Origin of the sequence: Haloterrigena salifodinae (assembly GCF_003977755.1) — an archaeon.
Taxonomy (GTDB): Archaea; Halobacteriota; Halobacteria; order Halobacteriales; family Natrialbaceae; genus Haloterrigena; species Haloterrigena salifodinae.
The window spans coordinates 45,623-65,166 of the sequence record NZ_RQWN01000001.1 but is presented as its reverse complement, the minus strand read 5'-3'; the positions used below and the strand labels follow the sequence as shown (position 1 = coordinate 65,166).

18 protein-coding genes and 1 pseudogene are annotated in these 19,544 nt (G+C 65.1%); 7 read left to right on the top strand and 12 right to left on the bottom strand.

Translation table 11 applies throughout. The annotated features are described in order from the left end of the window. Positions 1-116 precede the first annotated feature (116 nt). Positions 117-1,295, top strand: coding sequence for a thiolase domain-containing protein (locus EH209_RS00330; protein WP_126661022.1), 1,179 nt, complete (start codon positions 117-119; stop codon positions 1,293-1,295). After that, positions 1,295-2,722 (top strand): zinc ribbon domain-containing protein, encoded by a 1,428-nt coding sequence (locus EH209_RS00325; RefSeq protein ID WP_126661021.1) that lies wholly within the window; start codon positions 1,295-1,297, stop codon positions 2,720-2,722. Before EH209_RS00330 ends, EH209_RS00325 begins: the two co-directional genes overlap by 1 nt. 75 nt (positions 2,723-2,797) lie before the next feature. On the opposite strand, the gene EH209_RS24480 is transcribed toward EH209_RS00325, so the two are convergent. The 4 genes from EH209_RS24480 to EH209_RS00305 form a co-directional block, all read right to left on the bottom strand. After that, positions 2,798-3,454, bottom strand: coding sequence for a hypothetical protein (locus EH209_RS24480; RefSeq protein ID WP_249038717.1), 657 nt, complete (start codon positions 3,452-3,454; stop codon positions 2,798-2,800). Between the two features lie 115 nt (positions 3,455-3,569). Next, a complete protein-coding gene (locus EH209_RS00315) occupies positions 3,570-4,568 on the bottom strand; it encodes an ornithine cyclodeaminase family protein (RefSeq protein WP_126661020.1) in 999 nt (332 codons plus the stop codon). A gap of 52 nt (positions 4,569-4,620) precedes the next feature. Beyond that, on the bottom strand, positions 4,621-4,836 hold the full coding sequence (locus tag EH209_RS00310; RefSeq protein ID WP_049914556.1) for a hypothetical protein: 216 nt from the start codon (positions 4,834-4,836) through the stop codon (positions 4,621-4,623). A 637-nt stretch (positions 4,837-5,473) separates the two neighbouring features. Beyond that, positions 5,474-5,674: a DUF7835 family putative zinc beta-ribbon protein gene (locus EH209_RS00305; RefSeq protein ID WP_126661019.1), complete on the bottom strand. Its 201-nt coding sequence runs from the start codon at positions 5,672-5,674 to the stop codon at positions 5,474-5,476. Positions 5,675-5,958: 284 nt separating this feature from the next. Between EH209_RS00305 and EH209_RS00300 the strand changes: the two genes are divergently transcribed. Further along, positions 5,959-6,309 (top strand): ArsR/SmtB family transcription factor, encoded by a 351-nt coding sequence (locus EH209_RS00300; protein ID WP_126661018.1) that lies wholly within the window; start codon positions 5,959-5,961, stop codon positions 6,307-6,309. 61 nt (positions 6,310-6,370) lie between these two features. Beyond that, positions 6,371-6,649 (top strand): DUF7521 family protein, encoded by a 279-nt coding sequence (locus EH209_RS00295; protein ID WP_008895192.1) that lies wholly within the window; start codon positions 6,371-6,373, stop codon positions 6,647-6,649. 6 nt (positions 6,650-6,655) lie between these two features. On the opposite strand, the gene EH209_RS00290 is transcribed toward EH209_RS00295, so the two are convergent. From EH209_RS00290 to EH209_RS00265, 6 genes and pseudogenes are all read right to left on the bottom strand, one after another. After that, the gene (locus EH209_RS00290) at positions 6,656-7,402 is read right to left on the bottom strand and encodes a competence/damage-inducible protein A (RefSeq protein ID WP_126661017.1); all 747 of its coding nucleotides are present in this window, start codon (positions 7,400-7,402) and stop codon (positions 6,656-6,658) included. Between the two features lie 171 nt (positions 7,403-7,573). Further along, positions 7,574-8,170, bottom strand: a complete 597-nt coding sequence (locus EH209_RS00285) for a DUF4013 domain-containing protein (protein WP_164721973.1) — start codon at positions 8,168-8,170, stop codon at positions 7,574-7,576. A 290-nt stretch (positions 8,171-8,460) separates the two neighbouring features. Continuing rightward, positions 8,461-9,117 (bottom strand): M48 family metallopeptidase, encoded by a 657-nt coding sequence (locus EH209_RS00280; RefSeq protein ID WP_126662487.1) that lies wholly within the window; start codon positions 9,115-9,117, stop codon positions 8,461-8,463. A 341-nt stretch (positions 9,118-9,458) separates the two neighbouring features. After that, positions 9,459-9,919, bottom strand: a pseudogene (locus EH209_RS24470) (molybdopterin-binding protein); the annotation flags it as partial. A 106-nt stretch (positions 9,920-10,025) separates the two neighbouring features. Continuing rightward, positions 10,026-11,567, bottom strand: a complete 1,542-nt coding sequence (locus EH209_RS00270; RefSeq protein ID WP_126661015.1) for a hypothetical protein — start codon at positions 11,565-11,567, stop codon at positions 10,026-10,028. 120 nt (positions 11,568-11,687) lie between these two features. Further along, the gene (locus EH209_RS00265) at positions 11,688-12,461 is read right to left on the bottom strand and encodes a hypothetical protein (protein ID WP_249038716.1); all 774 of its coding nucleotides are present in this window, start codon (positions 12,459-12,461) and stop codon (positions 11,688-11,690) included. Positions 12,462-12,672: 211 nt separating this feature from the next. On the opposite strand from EH209_RS00265, the gene EH209_RS00260 reads away from it, so the two are divergent. The 3 genes from EH209_RS00260 (at position 12,673) to EH209_RS00250 (ending at position 17,553) form a co-directional block, all read left to right on the top strand. After that, on the top strand, positions 12,673-15,591 hold the full coding sequence (locus tag EH209_RS00260) for an MEDS domain-containing protein (RefSeq protein ID WP_126661013.1): 2,919 nt from the start codon (positions 12,673-12,675) through the stop codon (positions 15,589-15,591). Between the two features lie 118 nt (positions 15,592-15,709). Then, entirely contained in the window at positions 15,710-17,227 is a 1,518-nt protein-coding gene (locus EH209_RS00255; protein WP_126661012.1) for a replication factor C large subunit, read from the top strand. Positions 17,228-17,352: 125 nt separating this feature from the next. Beyond that, positions 17,353-17,553, top strand: a complete 201-nt coding sequence (locus EH209_RS00250) for a hypothetical protein (RefSeq protein WP_126661011.1) — start codon at positions 17,353-17,355, stop codon at positions 17,551-17,553. Between the two features lie 64 nt (positions 17,554-17,617). Here EH209_RS00250 and bioD read toward each other — a convergent pair whose 3' ends face one another. Both bioD and EH209_RS00240 read right to left on the bottom strand, forming a co-directional pair. Next, positions 17,618-18,301 carry a dethiobiotin synthase gene (gene bioD / locus EH209_RS00245; RefSeq protein WP_126661010.1) on the bottom strand — a complete coding sequence of 228 codons (684 nt, stop codon included), beginning with the start codon at positions 18,299-18,301 and terminating at the stop codon, positions 17,618-17,620. Continuing rightward, on the bottom strand, positions 18,298-19,506 hold the full coding sequence (locus EH209_RS00240) for an aminotransferase class I/II-fold pyridoxal phosphate-dependent enzyme (RefSeq protein WP_126662486.1): 1,209 nt from the start codon (positions 19,504-19,506) through the stop codon (positions 18,298-18,300). The genes bioD and EH209_RS00240 overlap by 4 nt, the downstream gene beginning before the upstream one ends. Between the last annotated feature and the right edge of the window lie 38 nt (positions 19,507-19,544).

Sequence of the window (19,544 nt, the reverse complement as noted above, 5' to 3'; positions counted from 1 at the left end):
GACGGTCGTCGTCTCCTCCTCGCGCTTGTTCGGCGCGTACTGGGCGACGTATCGGTGGCGCCAGCGTCCTCCGCGAGTATGTACATCTTTTATCCTGGGAGATCTCAGCCACGTGTATGCGAGACGCGTATCTCGTCGGCGCGGGGCAGTCGGACTACGGGGCGTTCCCCGAGGAGAGCTACCGGTCCCTGTTCCGGACGGCGTTCGAAGCGGCGACGGAGAGCGTACCGAACGGGATCGACGGCGAGGAGATCGACGAAGCCTTCGTCGGTCACCTGGGAGTCGGCGGTCGCCAACTGGGCCTCTCGGGGCCCGCGGTCACCGAACACGTCGGCCTCGGCGGGGTCCCCTGTACGCGCGTCGAGAACGCCTGCGCGGCCAGCGGCTTCGCCGTTCGCCAGGCCGTTCAGGCGGTCAAGTCGGGAATGGCTGACGTCGTTCTGGCCGGCGGCTTCGAGGTCATGTCGGACACGAGCTCCGACGCGACGAAGTACTGGCTCGGCGTCTCCGGGGAAACAGAGTGGGAACGACTCTCCGGGACGACCTTCTCGGGCGTCTACGCCCAGATGGCTTCCGTCCACATGGAGCGGTACGGAACCACCCGCGAACAGCTCTCTCGAGTGGCCGTCAAGAACCACGCAAACGGCGCGAAGAACCCCCACGCCCAGCTGGGGTTCGAGTGCTCGCTCGAGGACGCCGAGTCCGCCCCGGTCGTCGCGGACCCCCTGAACCTCTATCACTGCTGTCCGACCTCCGACGGCGCGGCCTGCGCCCTCATCGTCAGCGAGGACGTCGTCGAGGAGTACACGGACGATCCGATCCGCATCGCCGGCGTCGGCGCGGGCAGCGACAACGTCGGGCTCTTCCAGCGCGACACCTACACCGGCGTCCCCGCGAGCCGGCGCGCCGGCGAACAGGCTTACGAGATGGCCGGCGTCGAGCCGGACGACCTCGACTTCGCGGAGGTCCACGACTGCTTCGCCATCGCCGAACTGCTGGCCTACGAGGATCTGGGCTTCTGCGAGCGCGGCGAGGCCGGCGACCTGATCGAGTCCGGCGCGACCGAACTCGGTGGCGAACTCCCCGTCAACACCTCCGGCGGCCTCAAGTCCAAGGGCCACCCCATCGGCGCGACCGGCGCCGGGCAGGTTGTCGAGGCGTTCAAACAGCTCTGCGGGAAGGCGGGCGAACGGCAGGTCGAGAACCCGACCCGTGGCCTGACTCACAACGTCGGCGGCAGCGGCGGTGCGGCCGTCGTTCACGTATTTGAGAGAGAACGGGAGGTGAGCGCCTAATGACCGCGATCACCGGCGTCGGCGCCTACGCGCCGCGGTTCCGCATCACGGCCGAGGCCTTCGAGGAGGCCTGGGGCCAGTTCCACGCGGCCGGCATCACCGAGAAGGCCGTTCCCGCGGCCGACGAGGACGCGCTGACGATGGGCTACGAGGCCGCCACGCGGGCGGTCGAGGCCGCCGCCGTCGACCCCTCGAGCGTCGACTGGCTCGCCTTCGCCTCCTCGCGGCCGCCGGAGGCCGAGGAAGATCTGACCGCCCGGCTGGGTGAGATGCTCGCCCTCGACGAATCGACGACCCGGCAGCTGTTCACCGGCAGCACGCGCGCCGGCACCCGTGCGCTCTGGGCCGGCATGGATGCGATCGGCGCGGACGCGACCGTCGGGCTCGTCATCGCGGCCGACGCTCCGAAGGGCGACCCCGACGGCGGCGTGGATCACGCCGCGGGCGCCGGCGCCGCCGCGTTCGTCCTCGAGCGCGACGGGCCCGCCGAGATCGTCGACCGCGCCGAGTACACGACGCCCTACCCGGGAACGCGGTTTCGCAACACCGGCGAGGACGAGACGCAAGGACTGGGCGTCACCCAGTACGACCGCGCCGCGTTCACCGAGACGATCGGCGGCGCCGTCGACGGCCTCGAGACCGAACCCGATCCCGACGCCGTCGCGATTCAGGCGCCCGACGGCAAACTCCCCTATCGCGCTGCGGGCGCGGCGGGCGTCGGTACCGACGAGATCCGGGCCGCCGCGACGGTCCACGAATTGGGCGATCTTGGCGCCGCGAGCGTCCCCGTCTCGCTCGCGACGGCCCTCGAGGACGGCGTCGAGTCCGTTCTCGCGGTCGCCCACGGTAGCGGCGCGGGCGCGGACGCGCTCATGGTCGATGCCGACGGCGCAGTCCCCGCGAAAACGGCTCTCGAGGGCGACGACACCCTTTCCTACGCCGAGTACCTGCGCCAGCGCGGCGTCGTCACGACCGGCCCGCCGTCGGGCGGCGGCGCCTACGTCAGCGTCCCCTCGTGGCGCCGGTCGATCCCCCAGCGCTACCGGCTCGAGGCCGGCCGCTGTCCCGACTGCGGCGCGCTCTCGTTCCCGCCGGAAGGTGCCTGCGGCGACTGCGGCTCGCTCGTGGAGTACGAGCCGGTCGAGCTACCCGGGACGGGGACTGTCGAGGCCGTCACAACTATCTCCCAGGGTGGCGCCCCGCCGGAGTTCGCAGAACAGCAGGCCCGGTCGGGCGACTACGCGGCAGCGATCGTTGCCCTCGAGGACGAGTCCGGCACCGAGTCGGTTAGCGTCTCCGCGATGGGCACCGACGCGGCCCCCGAGGCGTTCGCGGTCGGCGAGCGGATCGAAACGACGATTCGCCGAATCTACACGCAGGAAGGCGTGACGCGGTACGGGTTCAAGGTCCGGCCGGCGGACGAATAGCAGGCTCGCGCTCGCGTCGACAACGGGTACGGAGCCCCGAACGGCCGAGTTCGAGGCGTTCGAACGGCGCTCCCCTTACTCGGTGACGAGCCGAACGTCGTCGAAGTACCGACGAACGCCCGTTTCCCAGACGACGTTCATGCCGACGGCGAGCGTCACCGTTCCGCTGAGATCGTCTACCGAGTACGAGTAGGTTTTCCACCCAGAATGGTCTTCGATGTCTTTTTCTCGATCGAAGTCGCTCTCCTCGAGTCCGCTGCGCGGTTTCTTCCCGGCGAAGAACGCGACCTGCGACATCCGGTTGAACGATTCCTGCTGACTGTAGACGTCGACGGTTACCGTCCGTACCCGGCTGACGTTCACCGGCTGTTCGACCCAGATCGTTCCGTCATCGGCGGTTCCGTCGATGTACAGCGCCAACGAGTGGTCGCCGTCAGACGCTCGTTCGGACGTTATCGAGACGGAATGCGCGACCGGATCCGTCGATTCGCCCGGCACCGACGGGAGGTCCGTTCCGACGGTCCATCCGTCGAGGTACGATTCGAACGAACCGTTCCGAAGCGCGCGGGACGACGGCGTCGTCGAGCGATCGGGAATCGGGGGATCGTCGAGACGTTCCGATTCGTCCTGCGGATCCGTACTGGTGGTCGAACGATCGGTGAGCGGCGTCCCTTCGGCGAGTCCAACGCCGAGGAATCCGGCGAAACTGGCCATGTATGATCGTCGTTGCATCGAATAGGCCCGAATATGTGGGGAAAAGTAACTGTACCCCAAGCTAAAACGCTTCTTTGAGTCGTTCCTCGCGATAGTTCCTATGAGAACGGCCCCGAGGGAACGATCGATTCGCCTAGTCGCCGGTCAGCGCCTCGCTCGCAGGCGCGAACTCGATCGTCTGTCCGCGGCCCTCGCGCTCGGCGCGCTCGTAGAGCATGTGTGCCGCGGCGACGGTCTCGATGCCCGTCCCGCCGCTGTCGAAGAGCGTGATCTCGTCGTCGCCGGTCCGCCCGGGCTCGTTCCCGGCGACGATCTCCCCGAGTTCGGCGTGGATATCCTCCTCCGTCACGGCGCCCTCCTGGACGGCTAGCATGAACTCGCCGGAGTCGAAGGTCGCGCGCTCTCGCAGGTCGGGAACGTAGGTCGCGCGTTTGACCGTCTGCGCGTCCACCTCCCGCTTGTCCGGCGAGTACTGACCCATCGCCGTCACGTGGGTGCCCGGCTCGAGGTCGTCGCCGTTGAAGACCGGCTCGCTGGCTTTCGTTGCCGTGATGACGACGTCTGCGTCGGTAACCGCGGCTTCACTCGAGTCGACCGCTCGGACGTCGGCCTCGAGGTCCGCGTCGAAGTCGGCGGCGAAGGATTCGCGGCTCTCGGGGGTTGGGGAGTAGACGCGAACCTCGGCGAAGTCGCGGACGGTCGCCGTCGCGCGCAGTTGGCCCCGCGCCTGCGCGCCGCTGCCGATGACGGCGAGGACGGTCGCGTCCTCACGCGCGAGTTCGTCGACCGCGACGGCGCCCGCCGCGCCGGTCTTGTGGGGGTTCATGCTGGCGCCGTCGAGCAGGGCGAGCGGCGCACCGCTGTCGGCGTCGAACAGCGGCGTCATGAACCACGCGTCTCCGGCGCCGAAGCCGGCACTGTACATGTAGCCGCCCATCGCTCCGGTCTCGGGGAGGACGGCGGCGTAGCTCGTCAGCATCCCCTCGGGATCGGCGCGGAAGAACTTCGACCGCGGCTGGGCTGGCGCGCCCTCGCCGCGCTGGCGGTACCCCTCGCGGACGGTGGCGACGTAGTCAGCCGGTGATGCAAGGTCACTGACGTCCTCACTGGAGAGAAACAGGGTCGCAGTCATAGCAGAAAACGGGACGCGAGCGGAGATAAAAACCGGGGAGACAAGAACGACCTCAGTCGGCGTTCATCGGCGGCCGCGTGGACTTGGGTTCGTCCGCACCGTCTGCGGGCGTATTGACGAACATCGCGTGCCCGATGATCGCCATCGCGACGAACGCGCCGACAGGCACCGCAGCCGTCAACGAGAGTCCCACGAGCGTGAGGGCTGCAGTGATACCGAGCAGTGCGACTGGGATGAGGCCGAGAACAATGTCGTAATATCCAGTCATAATCTGTACTATCATATGAGGAATAGCCATATAAGCGTTTTCCATAATTAGCCGATACTGGATTCATTTCTCATCCGTATATAGCGTGGTGGATTTGCATAACTTATGAGATCATTATCTGCGCTCTCGAGATCGGTAATTTGGCCGCGTTTGCGACTAGTTACGGTAATACAGATTATATGATTTTAATATCCAACGTTGCTAATCGCAGGACGTAATCGGGACTCTGAACTAAGCGAAGTGGATCACACCACGGATCGTATATAATTATCGTACATTATTATAATCTCCACCTCGAGATAGTTTATCCCGTTTGTGATAAGTCACGGGACCGACCAACCGAAACGAAACCTGCAGACGGGGGCCAGCCGGCGGTAATCAAAGACGATTGTCGTATTCGATACGCTCGATCGAACGGTCGACGATGGCCAGTTCGCGGTGCGACGGAAAACACGGAGTACGCGGTCTGCAGTGATTCGATGCCAGCGAAACCACGTCGGAGGCCGAGCGAACAGCCCCGGTCGCCAAGCAGGAAAATAACTCGTCTCGTCGTCGTCAGGCTCCGGATGGTCGCAAATCGAATCCTCGAAACGAAGCGGATCGACGCGACCGACTCGTCAGGACCGCACCAGTTGCGTCACGCGTTGTTCATCCGCTTGCTCTCGCGGTTGCCACAGCGCGAGCACTCGCGGACGCGGTAGGGTTCGCGGGAGTACTGAGCGGTTTCGTCGTCGTCGCCCTCGGTTATCAGTTGGATCGAAACCTCGTGAAGCGTATCGGTTCCGCAGACCGCACACGGTTCGGTCATCCCGTCTGATACGCCGTTCGTCGTTGCCATATTCGGACCTTACACTGCACCACCATATATCGTCGACAGCGACTGCGGATCAGGAGAAGGGGTATATATAGGTATTTTCGCAAATTGAAGACGCGACGTGACGATCGCGGTGACAATCGATATGAACCGGTCTCGGTCGCTTCGTCGGCGATAACGACGCTTTTGTGGCTGTCTCACACCGCTCTCGAGCGGTGACGATGACCGGGCGATGAGATTTATCAGCGTCAAAGACACTCTCTACTACTCGGAAAACATTTAGCGATGAATCTCCAAAGCGGTCACGTATGGACGACGAATCCTCCATCGAGGAGATTCTCAATACGATCGGGGACGAGCACGCCCGGACCGTCCTCGCCTCGATCAGCCGCGAGCCCGGCTCCGCGAAGGAGTTGGCCGAGCGGCTCGATCTCTCCCAACCGACGATCTATCGCCGCCTCGAGCTCCTCGAAGCGAACGATCTTATCGAGTACCGCACCCTCGTCGCGGACGACGGGAACCACTACAAGGAGTACACGTGTAACTTCAACAGCACGGTCATCTCGCTCGACGACGACGAGTACGACGTTCGTATCTTCCGGGAGGAGAACCTCCCCGATCGGTTTTCACAGCTCTGGGACGAACTCGGCGTGAACTAACGACTCGAGATAACATGACAGGAGACACAGCGACACCGACCGCACGCGCCGGTGAGACCCGATGACCGTCGCCGGGCTCAGTCAGGCGCTGCTCATGGTGATGCAGATGGCCGTCTTCGCGCTCTCGCTCGGGCTGACGCTCATCAGCTTCCAGTCCTACCGCCAACGCCAGTCCAAGCGCCTGGAGTCCGCGTTCATCGGCTTCGCGTTTCTCAGTATGGGTGTCGGACTCACGACGATCGTTTCGCAACTCCCCGATCCGATGACGCTGTTTCGCGTCGTCGAGACGGTGCCGTTTATCGTCGGTTTCGGCATGCTCTACGTCTCGCTGTACCGGTAACGCTGACTACTTGGCCGACGGCGGCGCGGTCGTTTCGACGCGGTCCTCGAGCCAGGCGATCGCGTCCTCGACGGCTGCCTCGTCGGTCCCTCGCACGCGGATCCGCCCCGGCCGATTCTCGCCCCGCGGATAGCTGCCGACGCTGACGTCGAACGTTTCAGTGACCCCCTCGAGCACCTCGTGCAGCGATCCCTCGGGAGCGGGCGTGTAGATCGTCTTGGCGACGGCGTCGCCACGAAACTCGTCTTCGACCGCGCGGAACATGGCCTGCATCTCGTCGGGGATGCCGGCGAAGACGTAGACGTTCTCGACGATACAGCCCGGTGCCCAGCCCGCGTCGGTCACGATCGGCGTCGCGCCCTCGGGCAGCGACGCCGCGGCGTCGAGATCGAGCTCGAGGTCGTACTCCTCGACTAAGTCCGGATTCTCGTCGCGGAACTCGGCCGCCTTCTCGAACAATCGCTCTCGAATGCGATCGAAGACGACGAACTCGCGGTCGAGGCCGTCCGCGACGGCTTCGACAGTCACGTCATCAGGCGTGCCGCCGATCCCGCCGGTGACGATCACGGCGTCGAACGCGTCGTTCCAGCGGGCGGCGTAGTCGGCGATCAGCGCTCGGTCGTCGGGAATCGTCAGGATGCGATCGACGCTGCTCCCGCGTTCGGTGATCCGCTCGGCCAGCCACGAGGCGTTCGTGTTCGTCGTTGCTCCGGCCAGCAACTCGTCGCCGACGGTGACGATCGCGACGTGCATAGCCGCCGTTCGGTCTCCCGACAGTTAGCGCCTCCGCTCGCACGGGTCGCCCTCACTCGACGGTGACGGTCGGACGCTTCGTGTACAACGGCACGGCGACGACCGACTGGCAACTCGAGGTTCCACCATCAGGGAGGCGACATGATGAGTAGTTCGGCGTTCGGTACTCGCTCAATCGTCTTTCACTTCCGTACCATCTACCGCCTTCTGTTGGTAGACAGTGTCGTCGTTCGACCGGAGTTCGTGCAACGTTGTCCCGATGGTTCGATAGCTGTAGACGAGCAGATAGAACGACACGATGCCCGCCGCGAATAGGGCAGTCGTGCTAATTGCACCGGTTTGTGTGGGAACGTAGACGACGAGGATGAATCCTCTTGTCTGGGTCGTCCAGTCGAACTCTGGAATCTCCGCCCGCCAGACGTTCCACGCGACGAACAGTAATCCACCGATTGTCCACAATCCAAGCGCCAGCGACCAGCTTTTTAGGTACCGGTACTGGCGAGTGACAGTCGAAATTTCCCGCAGTGAAAATCCGGACCGAAGCGTTCGGTGAACGGCGTAATTCGCGAGCGCCGCAGGGATCAGATAGAACGTCCCAAGAAGGACTGTGAGGAACACCACGTTCAGAGGAAGAATGATCTCGATCGGGTCTCCGAGTAGATCGGAGGGTGGAACCGTCCCTGTGAGAACGAGGATATTCTGCAGCGTCGTCGAGTCGACGGCGCGGGACGACCGAGAACACCCACTACAGAACGGGATTCGATCCAACTCGCGGCGAATCGGCGACAGGGATCGAACGGATCTTCCCCATCGTGGCGACCGGCGAGCGGTTCGTGCTGGCTCTCGCCGGCTATACGGCAGTCGTCGCGCGAATCGTCGAGGATCGACGGTCGGCGTGAGACGGACTTCGGTCGAGACGGTGCCGCGATGACGCCGGAATCGGCGGCCCCAATCTCGAGAATTCGGTTTCGGTGTGGTCCGTGTCGCTCGTGCCACCGCTATCGCTCGGCGGGATCGAGCAGCGACCGTCGAGAGACCGACTCGCGTGCTCGACTTCATCAACTGCGTGCGAGCGAGCGAAGCTGTTCGAGACGTGTCTCGAGGGATGGATGCGTCGATCGGGGTCCCGTCCCACTGTTCGCGGGTCCAAGAGTCGGAAGCACGTTGATCGCGTTCGTCGATCGAGCGTGGTCTCGGAGATCCGCAGTCGGTTTCGGAGTCGCCGACTCGTCGAGTGTCTCGAGTGCGCTGGCGAGTGCAGCGGGCTCACCGGTCATCACAGCGGCGGCGCGGTCGGCGGCCAACTCTCGACCACGCGAAAAGATGCTGACACCAATCAAGGCGATAAACGAGAGGTGATGGCCACAGAGCTCGAAGACGTTCGACGTGCGACCCTCGTCTTCCGTGAGCGTCTCAGCGGCGATGAGCGGCATTAGTAGGACCGAGATCAGTCGAAGATCGTCGTTGGCGATATGACCGATCTCGTGTGCGAGCACTGCCGACAGCTCGGACTGTGACAGCGTCTCGATAAGCCCCGTCGAGAGTACGATAACCGGCGTCTCGTCGCGGTCAGCGTTGATAATGGACGTATCTGGCCGATACGTCGTATATGCAAGCGGAGTGGCCGTCGAGTCGATCCGGACCGTCGGTGTCGCAATCCCTACCTGCCTCGCGAGCCGCTCGGCTGAAGAGTCGATATACGACGTCTCGGCCATCGTGGTCTCTGAGAGCGGCGTCGTTCGCTCGAGGAAGGCGGCACGTTCGGTTCGAATAATGCGTACGATCGCTCGAACGAACAAGCCTGTTGCGCCGAGCGCACAGAGTAACCAGACGATCGGCCAGAACATCTGAGGAGGAGTGATTTGAACGAACCCCAGGAGATCTGATCCATACGCGGAGAGGATCATTCCACCAGTGACTGCCATTACGGCCACAATAGCGAAGCTGCAAGCGAGTACCATCCCACTAATGGCTGCCGCGAGGACCGCACGGGTTGCGAGTCCAGCCGGGCCCGTCAGTCGCATATCGGACTATTTTCCGTACTGTCTAAAAAAAGATAGTTCCCTATCGAAACGTCGAACCGCTCGGTGACGCCCTCGAGCACCTCGTGGAGCGATCCCTCGGGTGCCGGTGTGTACAGCGTCTCCGCGGTGGAGTCCCCTCTGAAACTCGTCGGCGACCGCCTCGAACATCGCCGTTATCTCGTCGGGGATGCCGGCGAAGACGGAGACGTTCTCGACGATGCAGCCTGGGGCCCACCCCTCGTCGACGACGATCGGCGTCGCACCCTCGGGGATCGAGGCCGCGGCGCGATGTCGAGCTGGAGATCGTACTCTGCGACCATCTCGAGGTTCGCCTCGCGGAACGCGGCCACCTTCTCGGCCAGCCGCGCCCGGATCTCGCCGTGGACGACGAACTCCCGCGCTCGGTGATCTGCTCGGCCAGCCACGAGGCGTTCGTGTTCGTCGTCGCTCCGGCCAGCAACTCGTCGCCGACGGTGACGATCACGGCGTGCATAGCCGCCGTTCGACCTCGAGTTAGCCGCTCCGCCCGCGGAACTCGATCGAAATTGGGGACGATGCCGAGCCGATACTCCGTCTCGGACTGGCGGAGGCGGGTGCCGTCACGACCACCGCGTGATTGGTTCGTTGGCTCCCGCTCGACGGACGTATTCGGACTGCATCCCGGTGACCGCGTCGACGAATCGCTCGCCGGCATCCAGACGGTCGCACACTCGCTCGAGCTTCCAGCGGCTAGGTGTCGTTCGCTCGGTCCAGCGCGCTTCGAGGGGACTGAGATACGTCTCGATCGTCTCGTCGGACACGCCTTGCTCCCGGAGGCCGCGGCGGGCGAACGCGAAGAGTTCGTCGTATATCACGTCCCGATCGGATGTGCGATCGCCGTCGGCGGTGATCCACGCGAGATCGGCCTCGAGGCCGTTCGCGACCGCGTCGTAGAAACTCGCCGCGGCGGCCTCGCGCTCGAGGGTCGCGATCGGATGGGCGGCCCCGACGAGCCCGCGGAGGAGGCCGGCGACGAGACACTGGAGGCCGACGGTTTCGGCGACCGTCGGCTGGGTCGGCAGCGGTCGGTACTCGAGTCGGACCGACCAGCGATCCCCCTCCGCGACCGGCTGGCCGCCGACGACGGTGCGGAGCCACCGCCAGTAGGTCCCGCGCTTGTGGTCGAGTTCCCAGAACCGATCGGCGAACTCCTCTCGGTCGCCGGCGGCGAGCCACTCGCGGAGGAACGGTGCACAGGTCTGGTCGGCGACGAGCCTGTCGATGGCGTCTGTCGTGCGCTCGATCCGCCGGGGAACGCGAACCTTTTCCCAGGCCCGATTGACGGACTGTTCGAACACCGGGATCCGGAGTTCGTGGTGGGTCGCCTCGAGGAGCGCGTACGGATCAGTGGGACCCGCGGACTCGTCCCGTTTCTCAAAATCGTATAGATCGGGCGGCAACAGCGGCGAGTTCGTCGCGAGCGCCAGCACCGGACCGAGGGTCCCGAGCGCGGTGTTGTAGTACCGTGGAAACGCCTCGACGTCGGGGATCTGGACGTGGGGCTGGACGGAACTCGTCAGCGACTCGAACAGGAGCGACGGGAACGTCTCCTCGACGCCCGGCACCGAGAGCGCGATTTCGCCCCCCGTTCGCGCCAGCACATCGTTGTCGATCGCGTAGTATCGCGCCGATTCCGTCATGTTCTCTGCGAGCGTCACGCCCTCCCGCTCCGCGGTGGCCGCGAGGTACTCGCGGGTACCCTCCGACGGCGGCCGCGTCCACATCGCGTCCAGTACGATCTCGAGGCCGTCCGCTTCGGCGTCCGATTGCGCCTTCCGGACGCGACGCTCGAGTTGGGCCGCCTGCGCGGCGATTCCCGCCCCGTCGAACGGCGTCGGTTCGGTGTTGAACTCGACGTTGTGTCGCCCGAGTTCTCGCTCGCAGCGGCCCTCGAAGACGGCGTCCGGGACGCGAGCGAGACGTCCCGCCTCGTCGACGGCGTAGGCCTCGAGCTCGAGCCCCAGTCCGAAGCCGGGACTGTCAAATCGGCCGGCTCGGAGGGCGTCGGTGACCCGCGCGGCCTGCTCGTCGACGCGCCGGTCGAACTCGCGGCGCGTCTCGTCGGCCAGCGATCGCGCGACGAGGGCGACGGGATCCGTCATTACGGAACCGACTCGAGCCAGTTGCATCAAACCGGGGTGTGGTCGTCCGCCGGAACCCACGTCGCGTATCCGCCGCTATCGCCGCGACGGCGACCGCCCGTTCGGCGCGCCGAATTGGCGCTACGGATCGACGCGAACGTCGAACTGCGCCGTGATCAGGGTCCCCTCCGGCCTGGTCTGTAAGAACAGCCGATACCGACCCGGAGTTGGAAATCGGGCCCCGAATTCGACGCGGCCGCTGTCGGGGGCCGTCGCTTCGGGATGGACGTGCAGGTACGCGAGGTCGCCCTCGCGGAGCGCGACGAGATGCCCGAGCGCACCGAGGTACGACTCGAGTTCCGGCTCCGGATCGCTGTCGCGCCGAACCGCGAACGACAAGCGGCCGCGTTCGTCGGCGACGATGTCGTCGGTGAGCAGTTCAATCCCGTAGTTCCCCGCGGTCGCGCGACGCGAGGCGTCCGGGCGCTCGTCGTGGGTCACCGTCCCGGGTGCGAGCAGATCGAAACCCAACGTGGTCGGGTTCCCGTCGACGACGACGTCCACGAACGCGCGGTAGACGCCCGGATCCGGCACCGCGAGATCCTCGACGAGCCACGTCCCGTCCGACTGCAGTTCCGGGTGGCGGTGCTGGAATCGGGTCAGATCCCGCCGCACGACGACGAGGTGACTCGGCCGGCCGTGCGCCTCCTCGAAGTCGGTCACGACCGCTCCGTCCTCGTCGACGATCTGGAACGTCCAGTGGACGGGCGTCTTGGGTTCGAATCGCGTCTCCGACGGCTCGAGGCGGAGCCCGTTCGCCGCGAGCGACAGTCCGCCCGGCGCGGCGTGTCCCCCGGGTGCGTGCCCCCGATTCGCGTCGGTCGATCCGTCGCCGTGACTCGAGTGCTCTCCCATACCGAGCGGTTCGCTCTCGAGGGCCATACTGCTTGGCGTCGGGATTACCTACGCGATACGAATAGACTTATGCGCGCTTGAGATGCTGAATATTCACTCGTAGAGGGCTTTAGTCGGCAGCGTTAAATCCCTCAGCCACAGTCCTCGTGGGTGGTTATCACTATCTCGATAATGCCGATCTTTAACCGTCTGAATCGAATATCCCGGTCTAATGAATCAAGCCGCCGGACGCTATGACCAGCCGGAGGTACTGGGCCTCGAGAACGGTCTCGAGGCGTTTCAGTCCAGTTCCGAGTTCCGTGGTCCAGTCGAACCGCTCGACGAGCACACCTGCAACGATCACTTTGCACACATCTACGAGACTCCTGCGGAGAAGTTCGGGGCCGCCATCCCGTTTATTCGGCACGGGCTCGAGCGCGGCGAGCGCGTCATGTATGTCATCGACGAGAGTACCGAAGCCGAGGTGCGGGACGCGATGCGCGACGCCGGACTCGATGTCGATCCCGCGCTCGCCGCGGGCGCACTGACGTTCCACACCGCACAGGAGACCTATCTCCGAGACGGATCGTTCGAGCCCGACGAGATGATCGACTTCTACGGTGAGATGGTCACCGAGGCTACGAAGGACTACGAGGCGCTCCGGATCGTCGCCGAGATGACGTGGCTCGACGACGACGAGACGCCGGTCAAGCAGTTCATCGAGTACGAGCAGAAAATCAACGATCTCTTCGACCAGACGGATTCGCTTGCGGTCTGTCAGTACAACCGTGACTTGTTCGCACCGGAGGTCATCCGGAACGTCGTCCAGACGCACCCGCATCTCATCTACGACGGCGCCGCGTGCCACAACGTCTACTACACGCCGCCGGAGGAGTTCTTCGGTGCCGACGCACCGGCCCGCGAAAACGAGCGCATGCTCCGGACGCTCCGGGACCGGACCACGGCGAAGGCCCAACTCCACCGCCGCGAACGATTCCTGCAGAATCTGTACGAGGTCTCGTCCGATCCCACGCGCTCGTTCGAGGAGAAATTGCAGGCGCTGTTCGATCTCGGATGCGGGCAGTTCGGCCTCGAACTTGGAGCGATGGCCACGGTCGATCCCGACGCCGATCAGTTCGAGGTCGAATTTGTGAGCGACGATCACGAGTACTTCGAGGCGGGTCTCGAACTCCCGCTGTCGGAAACGTACTGCACCGCGGCGACCGACACCGGCGGGATCGGGAGCGTGGCCGACCCCGTTGCGGCCGGGTACGACGATATCCACGTTCACAACGAGTTCGGCATCAAAACGTATCTCGGCACCTATATCGAGGTCGAGGGCGACGACAACCGAACGTTCTTCTTCGTGTCCGAGAAGCCCCGCGACGAGGACTTCTCGGCTAACGAGCGCACGTTCCAGCGGTTGCTGGGGCAGTGGGTCAAGTACGAACTCGAACGCCAGCAGCGCGAACGGTTCCTCCACGAGTGTTACGAGATCACGTCCGATCCCGCCCTCGGCTTCGAGGAGAAACTCGAGCAGTTACTCGAACTCGGATGCGACCGGTTCGACCTCGAGATCGCCGGCCTGAATCACTTGCCGTCGTGGGACGGCAAATTCCGACTCGAGAAGGGTATCGGACTCGGCTTAGATGCCGACGAGGAGCTGTGGACCGACCCGGACAACGGCTGTTACTGCCGTCAGACCGTGACCGAGGATAGTCCGGTCGAGATGCTCGACGTGCGCGGCACTCATTGGGCCGAGGACGCGATCTACCAGGAGTTCGGCCTGACGAGCTACCTCGGGACGAAAGTGTCGACCGGAGCCGCGCCGTACGGCACGCTCTGGTTCGGGAGTACCGAACCGCGGGAGCGACCGTTTTCGGAGACCGAACGCTCGTTTATCGAGTTGATGGGACAGTGGGTCAGCTACGAGATCGAGCGCCGCGAAAACAACGACTCCCAGCGGAAACTCTACGAAATCACCGCCGATCCCGATCTCGATCCAGACGAGAAGATCGATCAATTGCTAGCAGTCGGCTGCAAGCGGCTGAACCTCCCCATCGGGATGCTCACTCGCAAACGCGAGCGGGCGTTCGAGATCGAGCATATGCACGGTACGCATCCCGAACTCGACGAAGGGACGCTCACCCCGCCGTTGACGGACAACTACTGCCGTCGCGTCGTCAACACCGGGGACTCGATTAGCGTCGGCGACGCCGAGGCGGCCGGGTGGGACGGCGACGCGCTCTACCACGAATTCGATCTCAAGTGTTACGCCGGGACGCAGGTGTTCGTCCGCGGCGAGAACTACGGCACCGTCTGTTTCACCGATCTGGGGACTCGAGAGGAGTTCACCGAGGCGGAGCAGGTGTTTCTCGATATCCTCGGCCAATGTGTGAGCTACGAAATCGAGCGCCAACAGCACGAGGCAGACCTCAAGGACACGATCGAGCAACTGGAACGATCCAACGACCGGCTGCGGCAGTTCGCGTACGCCGCCTCGCACGACCTGCAGGAACCGCTCCGGATGGTTTCGACGTATCTACAGCTGCTGGAAAACCGGTACAAGGAGGACCTCGACGGGGACGCGAAGGACTTCATCGATTTCGCAGTCAACGGAGCCGACCGGATGCGGGAGATGGTCGACGATCTGCTCGCGTTCTCGCGGGTCGAACACGCCGACGATGAGTTCGATTCGGTCGACTGTGACGCGGTCCTCGACCACGTCACCGACGATCTCCGGATGCAGATCGAGGAGAACGACGCGGAGATCAGCAGCGAGTCACTGCCGACGGTGAGCGGCGACCACGAGCAACTCGAGCACCTGTTCAGTAATCTCGTCTCGAACGCTATCAAGTATAACGAGAGTGATCCGCCGTGCGTCGAAATCTCGGCCGATCAGCGGGCTAACAGCTGGGAATTCTCGGTTACCGATAACGGGATCGGGATCGCGCCGGACGAAGCGGACAAGATATTCGACGTTTTCAAGCGGCTCCACCACGACGACGAGTACTCGGGGACGGGAGTCGGACTCTCGCTCTGCCAGAAGATCGTCAATAATCACGGCGGCGAAATCTGGGTCGAGTCCGAACCCGGCGAGGGGGCGACGTTCTCATTTACGCTTCCTGCGACGCGGAATCCGACGCAGTGAGTCCGCGGCCGTACGGTCCGCTGCGGCCCTGAACGACCGTCGACTTCGACGGTCGACCCGGCGCTTTCGAACGCACGCTCCGCAACCACTAAACGCCGAACGGCCCAACGACGTCACAATGACCGACTGGACCGAGAAGTACCGTCCGACGACACTGTCGGAGGTACGCGGAAACAACAAGGCCCGCGACAAACTCGAGGACTGGGCCGAGAGCTGGGACGACCACCGGGATGCGGTGATCGTCCACGGGAGCCCGGGCGTGGGGAAGACCTCCGCGGCCCACGCGCTGGCCGGCGACATGGGGTGGCCGGTGATGGAGCTCAACGCCAGCGACAGCCGGGGGGCCGACGTCATCGAGCGCGTCGCGGGCGAGGCCTCGAAGAGCGGGACGCTCACGGGCGGCGAGGCCGGCCGGCGACTGGTGATCTTAGACGAGGCGGACAACTTCCACGGCAACGCCGACTACGGCGGTTCGGCCGAGGTCACGCGGGTCGTCAAGGACGCCAACCAGCCGATCGTCCTCGTGGCCAACGAGTTCTACGACATGAGCCAGTCGCTGCGCAACAGCTGCGAGACCATCGAATTTCGCGACGTCTCGAAGCGCTCGATCGTCCCCGTGTTGCGCGATATCTGCCGGCGCGAGGACGTCGAGTTCGAGGAGGAGGCCTTGGAGAAGATCGCCGAGGACACCAGTGGCGACCTGCGGTCGGCAGTCAACGACCTGCAAGCGGTCGCCGAGGAAGCCGAGCGGCTGACCGTCGAGGACGTCGTCACCGGCCAGCGCGACACCACTGAGGGAATCTTCGACTTCCTCGACGCGCTCATCAAGGAGGAAGACGCCGAGGGCGCCCTTCGCGCATCGTACGACGTCGACGAGAACCCCGACGAGATGCTGAACTGGATCGAGGACAACGTCCCCAAGGACTACGCGGGCGCGGAGCTGGCCGACGCCTACGAGTTCCTCGCGAACGCCGACCGGTGGCTGGGCCGGGTGCGGGCGACCCAGGACTACTCCTACTGGCGCTACGCGTCGGACAACATGACCGCCGGAGTCGCCGCCTCGCGCCGCGAGCCCAAGGGCGGTTGGACCCGCTACGGGCCGCCGAGCTACTGGTCGAAACTCGGCCGCACCAAGGGGACCCGTAACACCCGCGACGCCATCGCGGAACGCATCGCCGAACGCGAGGGCACCAGCGTCGGGACCGCCCGGCGGGAGATACTCCCGTTCCTCTCGGCGATGACCCACCACTGCAAAAACCGGGATCTGACGGTCCGGATGGCCGCGGTGTACGAACTTGACGAGAAGGAAGTTTCGTTCGTCACCGGCAGCGGGAAAGATACCAACAAGGTCGAGTCCATCGTCGAGGAGGCCGAGGAGCGACGAACCGAGGAGACCGTCGAACACTCCGGCTCGGCCTTCTTCGAACCCGAGGACGCCGGCGACGGTGACGGCGAGGACGATCCCGATGCCGCGGACTCGAGCGACGAGGCCGATGGGCAAGAGACTCTCGCGACGGCCGGGTCGGCGGACGACGCGAACGGAGCGGCGGAGTCGGCGACCGACGAACCCGACGCGGACGGCGGCGAGGATCCCGACGCCGACGACGACCAGTCGGGACTATCCGACTTCCTCTAGCCGACCGCAACGATGCGAACCAGTCGATCTTCGAGAGAGTCTACGGACACTGATATACCACCGTGTAGTACTACCGGCACTATTACTTCGGAGAACGACGACAGTTACTCTCGGTGACCGACCGAATGACTGGCCAACACACCTGTCCCCTCTGTACGGACGCGTACGACGATCGAACGAGCCTCCGGGTTCACCTCGAGGTCGAACACCGGAAGTCGGAGATCGTCTCCGAGTTCGTCGACCTGCACGCCGCCGGCGCCGGGAGCCGGGTCGACGGCGATCCAACGGTCGTCGGAGAGGACCGACAGGCGCCGTCGGCCGACTGAGGTTCCCGTTCTGTCCTTCCCGTTCTCCCCGCCCACGTCGAGCGTCGGCTGACTCGAACAGACTTCAGTCGTCCGCAGTCGAGAGTCGCTCGAGGAACGAAGCCGAGAGCGCGTCGGCGACGCCGGTGGCCAGCGCCGCCGGCGACTCGCCGTCGAGCGGCGGCACCGTCTCGACGCCGTAGCCGGTCATACGCTCGAGTTCGTCGGGGTTCGTCCGCTCGGCGACCGTCGCACCGGCGTACTCGTTGCAGACGATCCCCGCGATGTCGACGCCGCGACGCTCTAGGGCCTCGATCGAGAGCGCGGTGTGGTTCAGCGTGCCCAGCCCTGAGCGGGTGACGACGACGGCCGTCGCCTCGAGGTCGGCGACGAGATCGATCACCTCGCGGTCGCCGGCCAGCGGGACGCGGAGCCCGCCGATCCCCTCGACGATCGGGGCGGCCGTCTCGGCGACGGCGTCCTCGCAGGCCACCCGAAGTTCCTCGTAGGAGAGTTCCTCGTCGGCCATCTCGGCCGCGACTCGCGGCGCCAGCGCGGGCTCGAGATAGTGGGGACAGGTCGCCGCCTCCGAGTCCCCACAGGCGTCGGCGACGAACGCAGCGTCGTCGTCCGGCGGATGCCCCGTCTGGGCAGGTTTGATCGCTCGGGTGTCGACGCCTCGCTCGCGAAACCAGCGGGTGATCCCCGCGGTGACGACGGTCTTTCCGATTCCGGTTCCGGTGCCAACGACTGCGATGGGGTCGGTCATAGGAGTCCGAGTTCGTCCCCGGTCGCCCGGAACGCCTCAAGGCAGGCGACGATGTCGTCGCGATCGTGGGTCGCCATCGGAACGACCCGGATGCGACTGGTTCCCTCGGGAACCGTGGGGGGCCTGATCGCGGGCGCGACGACGTTTCGTTCTCGCACGCCCTCCGCGAGCGCGAGCGCGTCGGTTCGATCGCCGACGATGACCGGGAGGATCTGCGAGTCGCCGAGCACCTCCAGACCCATCGACTCGAGGCCGTCTCGGAGGTGCGAGACGTTCTCCCAGAGACGCTCGCGGACGTCGCTGTGACGGGCGACGTGCAGCGCCTCGCTGGCGGCGGCGGCGGCGGGCGGGGCGAGGCCGGTCGAGAAGACGAACGAGCGGGCGTCGTTGACGAGACACTCGATTAGGTCCTCGCTGCCCGCGACGTAGCCGCCCTGACTCGCCAGCGCCTTCGAGAGCGTTCCCAGCTGGATGTGGACGCGGTCCGCGATGCCCTCGGCCTGGACGACGCCGCCGCCGTCGACGTAGAGCCCGGTCGCGTGGGCCTCGTCGACCATCACCCACGCGCCGTGGGCCTCGGCGGCGTCGCAAATCGCCTCGAGGGGCGCGACGGTGCCGTCCATGCTGAACACGGAGTCGGTGACGACCAGCCAGGACTCCTCGCTCGAGCCGGCGCGGTCGGCCCGGTCCTCGAGTTTCGACCGCAGGTCCGCGGCGTCGCAGTGGTCGTAGACGACCGTCTCGGCGTCGGCGAGTCGACAGCCGTCGATGATGCTCGCGTGATTGAGCTCGTCGGAGAAGATCACGTCCGGCGCTAAGGCCGCGATCGTCCCGACGTTGGCGGCGTACCCCGAGGAGAAGACGAGCGCGCGCTCAGCGTCTTTCGTCTCGGCGAGCTGGCGCTCTAAGTCCCGGTGGACCATCGTATCGCCGGTCACGAGCCGGCTCGCGCCGGCGCCCGTGCCGACGGTCGCGGCGGCCTGCCGGGCGGCGTTCTCGACGCGCTGGTCGTCGGTCAGCCCCAAGTAATTGTTCGAGGCGAAAACCAGCGCCTCGGTCGAGTCGAGGACCGGTAGCTCGCCGCCCGACGGCGGGGCGAAGTAGCCACGCTCGGCGACTCGGTCGACGGGCGAAAGCGATCGTTTCAGATCGGTGTCCTCGAGCGATCGGAGCCGGTCCTCGAGGTCGAACCCGCGATCTTCCATTCGGGTAAAGGGTGACATTGCCATGGTTTCACTCTCAC

Bases quoted from the DNA above. Each gene is read 5' to 3' on its own strand.
- bioD (WP_126661010.1), bottom strand. From the start codon at position 18,301: ATGACCGACCCCATCGCAGTCGTTGGCACCGGAACCGGAATCGGAAAG.
- EH209_RS00260 (WP_126661013.1), top strand. From the start codon at position 12,673: ATGAATCAAGCCGCCGGACGCTATGACCAGCCGGAGGTACTGGGCCTC.
- EH209_RS00305 (WP_126661019.1), bottom strand. From the start codon at position 5,674: ATGGCAACGACGAACGGCGTATCAGACGGGATGACCGAACCGTGTGCG.
- EH209_RS00265 (WP_249038716.1), bottom strand. From the start codon at position 12,461: ATGGGAGAGCACTCGAGTCACGGCGACGGATCGACCGACGCGAATCGG.
- EH209_RS00330 (WP_126661022.1), top strand. From the start codon at position 117: ATGCGAGACGCGTATCTCGTCGGCGCGGGGCAGTCGGACTACGGGGCG.
- EH209_RS00240 (WP_126662486.1), bottom strand. From the start codon at position 19,506: ATGGAAGATCGCGGGTTCGACCTCGAGGACCGGCTCCGATCGCTCGAG.
- EH209_RS00300 (WP_126661018.1), top strand. From the start codon at position 5,959: ATGGACGACGAATCCTCCATCGAGGAGATTCTCAATACGATCGGGGAC.
- EH209_RS00255 (WP_126661012.1), top strand. From the start codon at position 15,710: ATGACCGACTGGACCGAGAAGTACCGTCCGACGACACTGTCGGAGGTA.
- EH209_RS00280 (WP_126662487.1), bottom strand. From the start codon at position 9,117: ATGGCCGAGACGTCGTATATCGACTCTTCAGCCGAGCGGCTCGCGAGG.
- EH209_RS00290 (WP_126661017.1), bottom strand. From the start codon at position 7,402: ATGCACGTCGCGATCGTCACCGTCGGCGACGAGTTGCTGGCCGGAGCA.
- EH209_RS00270 (WP_126661015.1), bottom strand. From the start codon at position 11,567: ATGACGGATCCCGTCGCCCTCGTCGCGCGATCGCTGGCCGACGAGACG.
- EH209_RS00250 (WP_126661011.1), top strand. From the start codon at position 17,353: ATGACTGGCCAACACACCTGTCCCCTCTGTACGGACGCGTACGACGAT.
- EH209_RS00310 (WP_049914556.1), bottom strand. From the start codon at position 4,836: ATGACTGGATATTACGACATTGTTCTCGGCCTCATCCCAGTCGCACTG.
- EH209_RS00295 (WP_008895192.1), top strand. From the start codon at position 6,371: ATGACCGTCGCCGGGCTCAGTCAGGCGCTGCTCATGGTGATGCAGATG.
- EH209_RS00315 (WP_126661020.1), bottom strand. From the start codon at position 4,568: ATGACTGCGACCCTGTTTCTCTCCAGTGAGGACGTCAGTGACCTTGCA.
- EH209_RS00325 (WP_126661021.1), top strand. From the start codon at position 1,295: ATGACCGCGATCACCGGCGTCGGCGCCTACGCGCCGCGGTTCCGCATC.
- EH209_RS24480 (WP_249038717.1), bottom strand. From the start codon at position 3,454: ATGCAACGACGATCATACATGGCCAGTTTCGCCGGATTCCTCGGCGTT.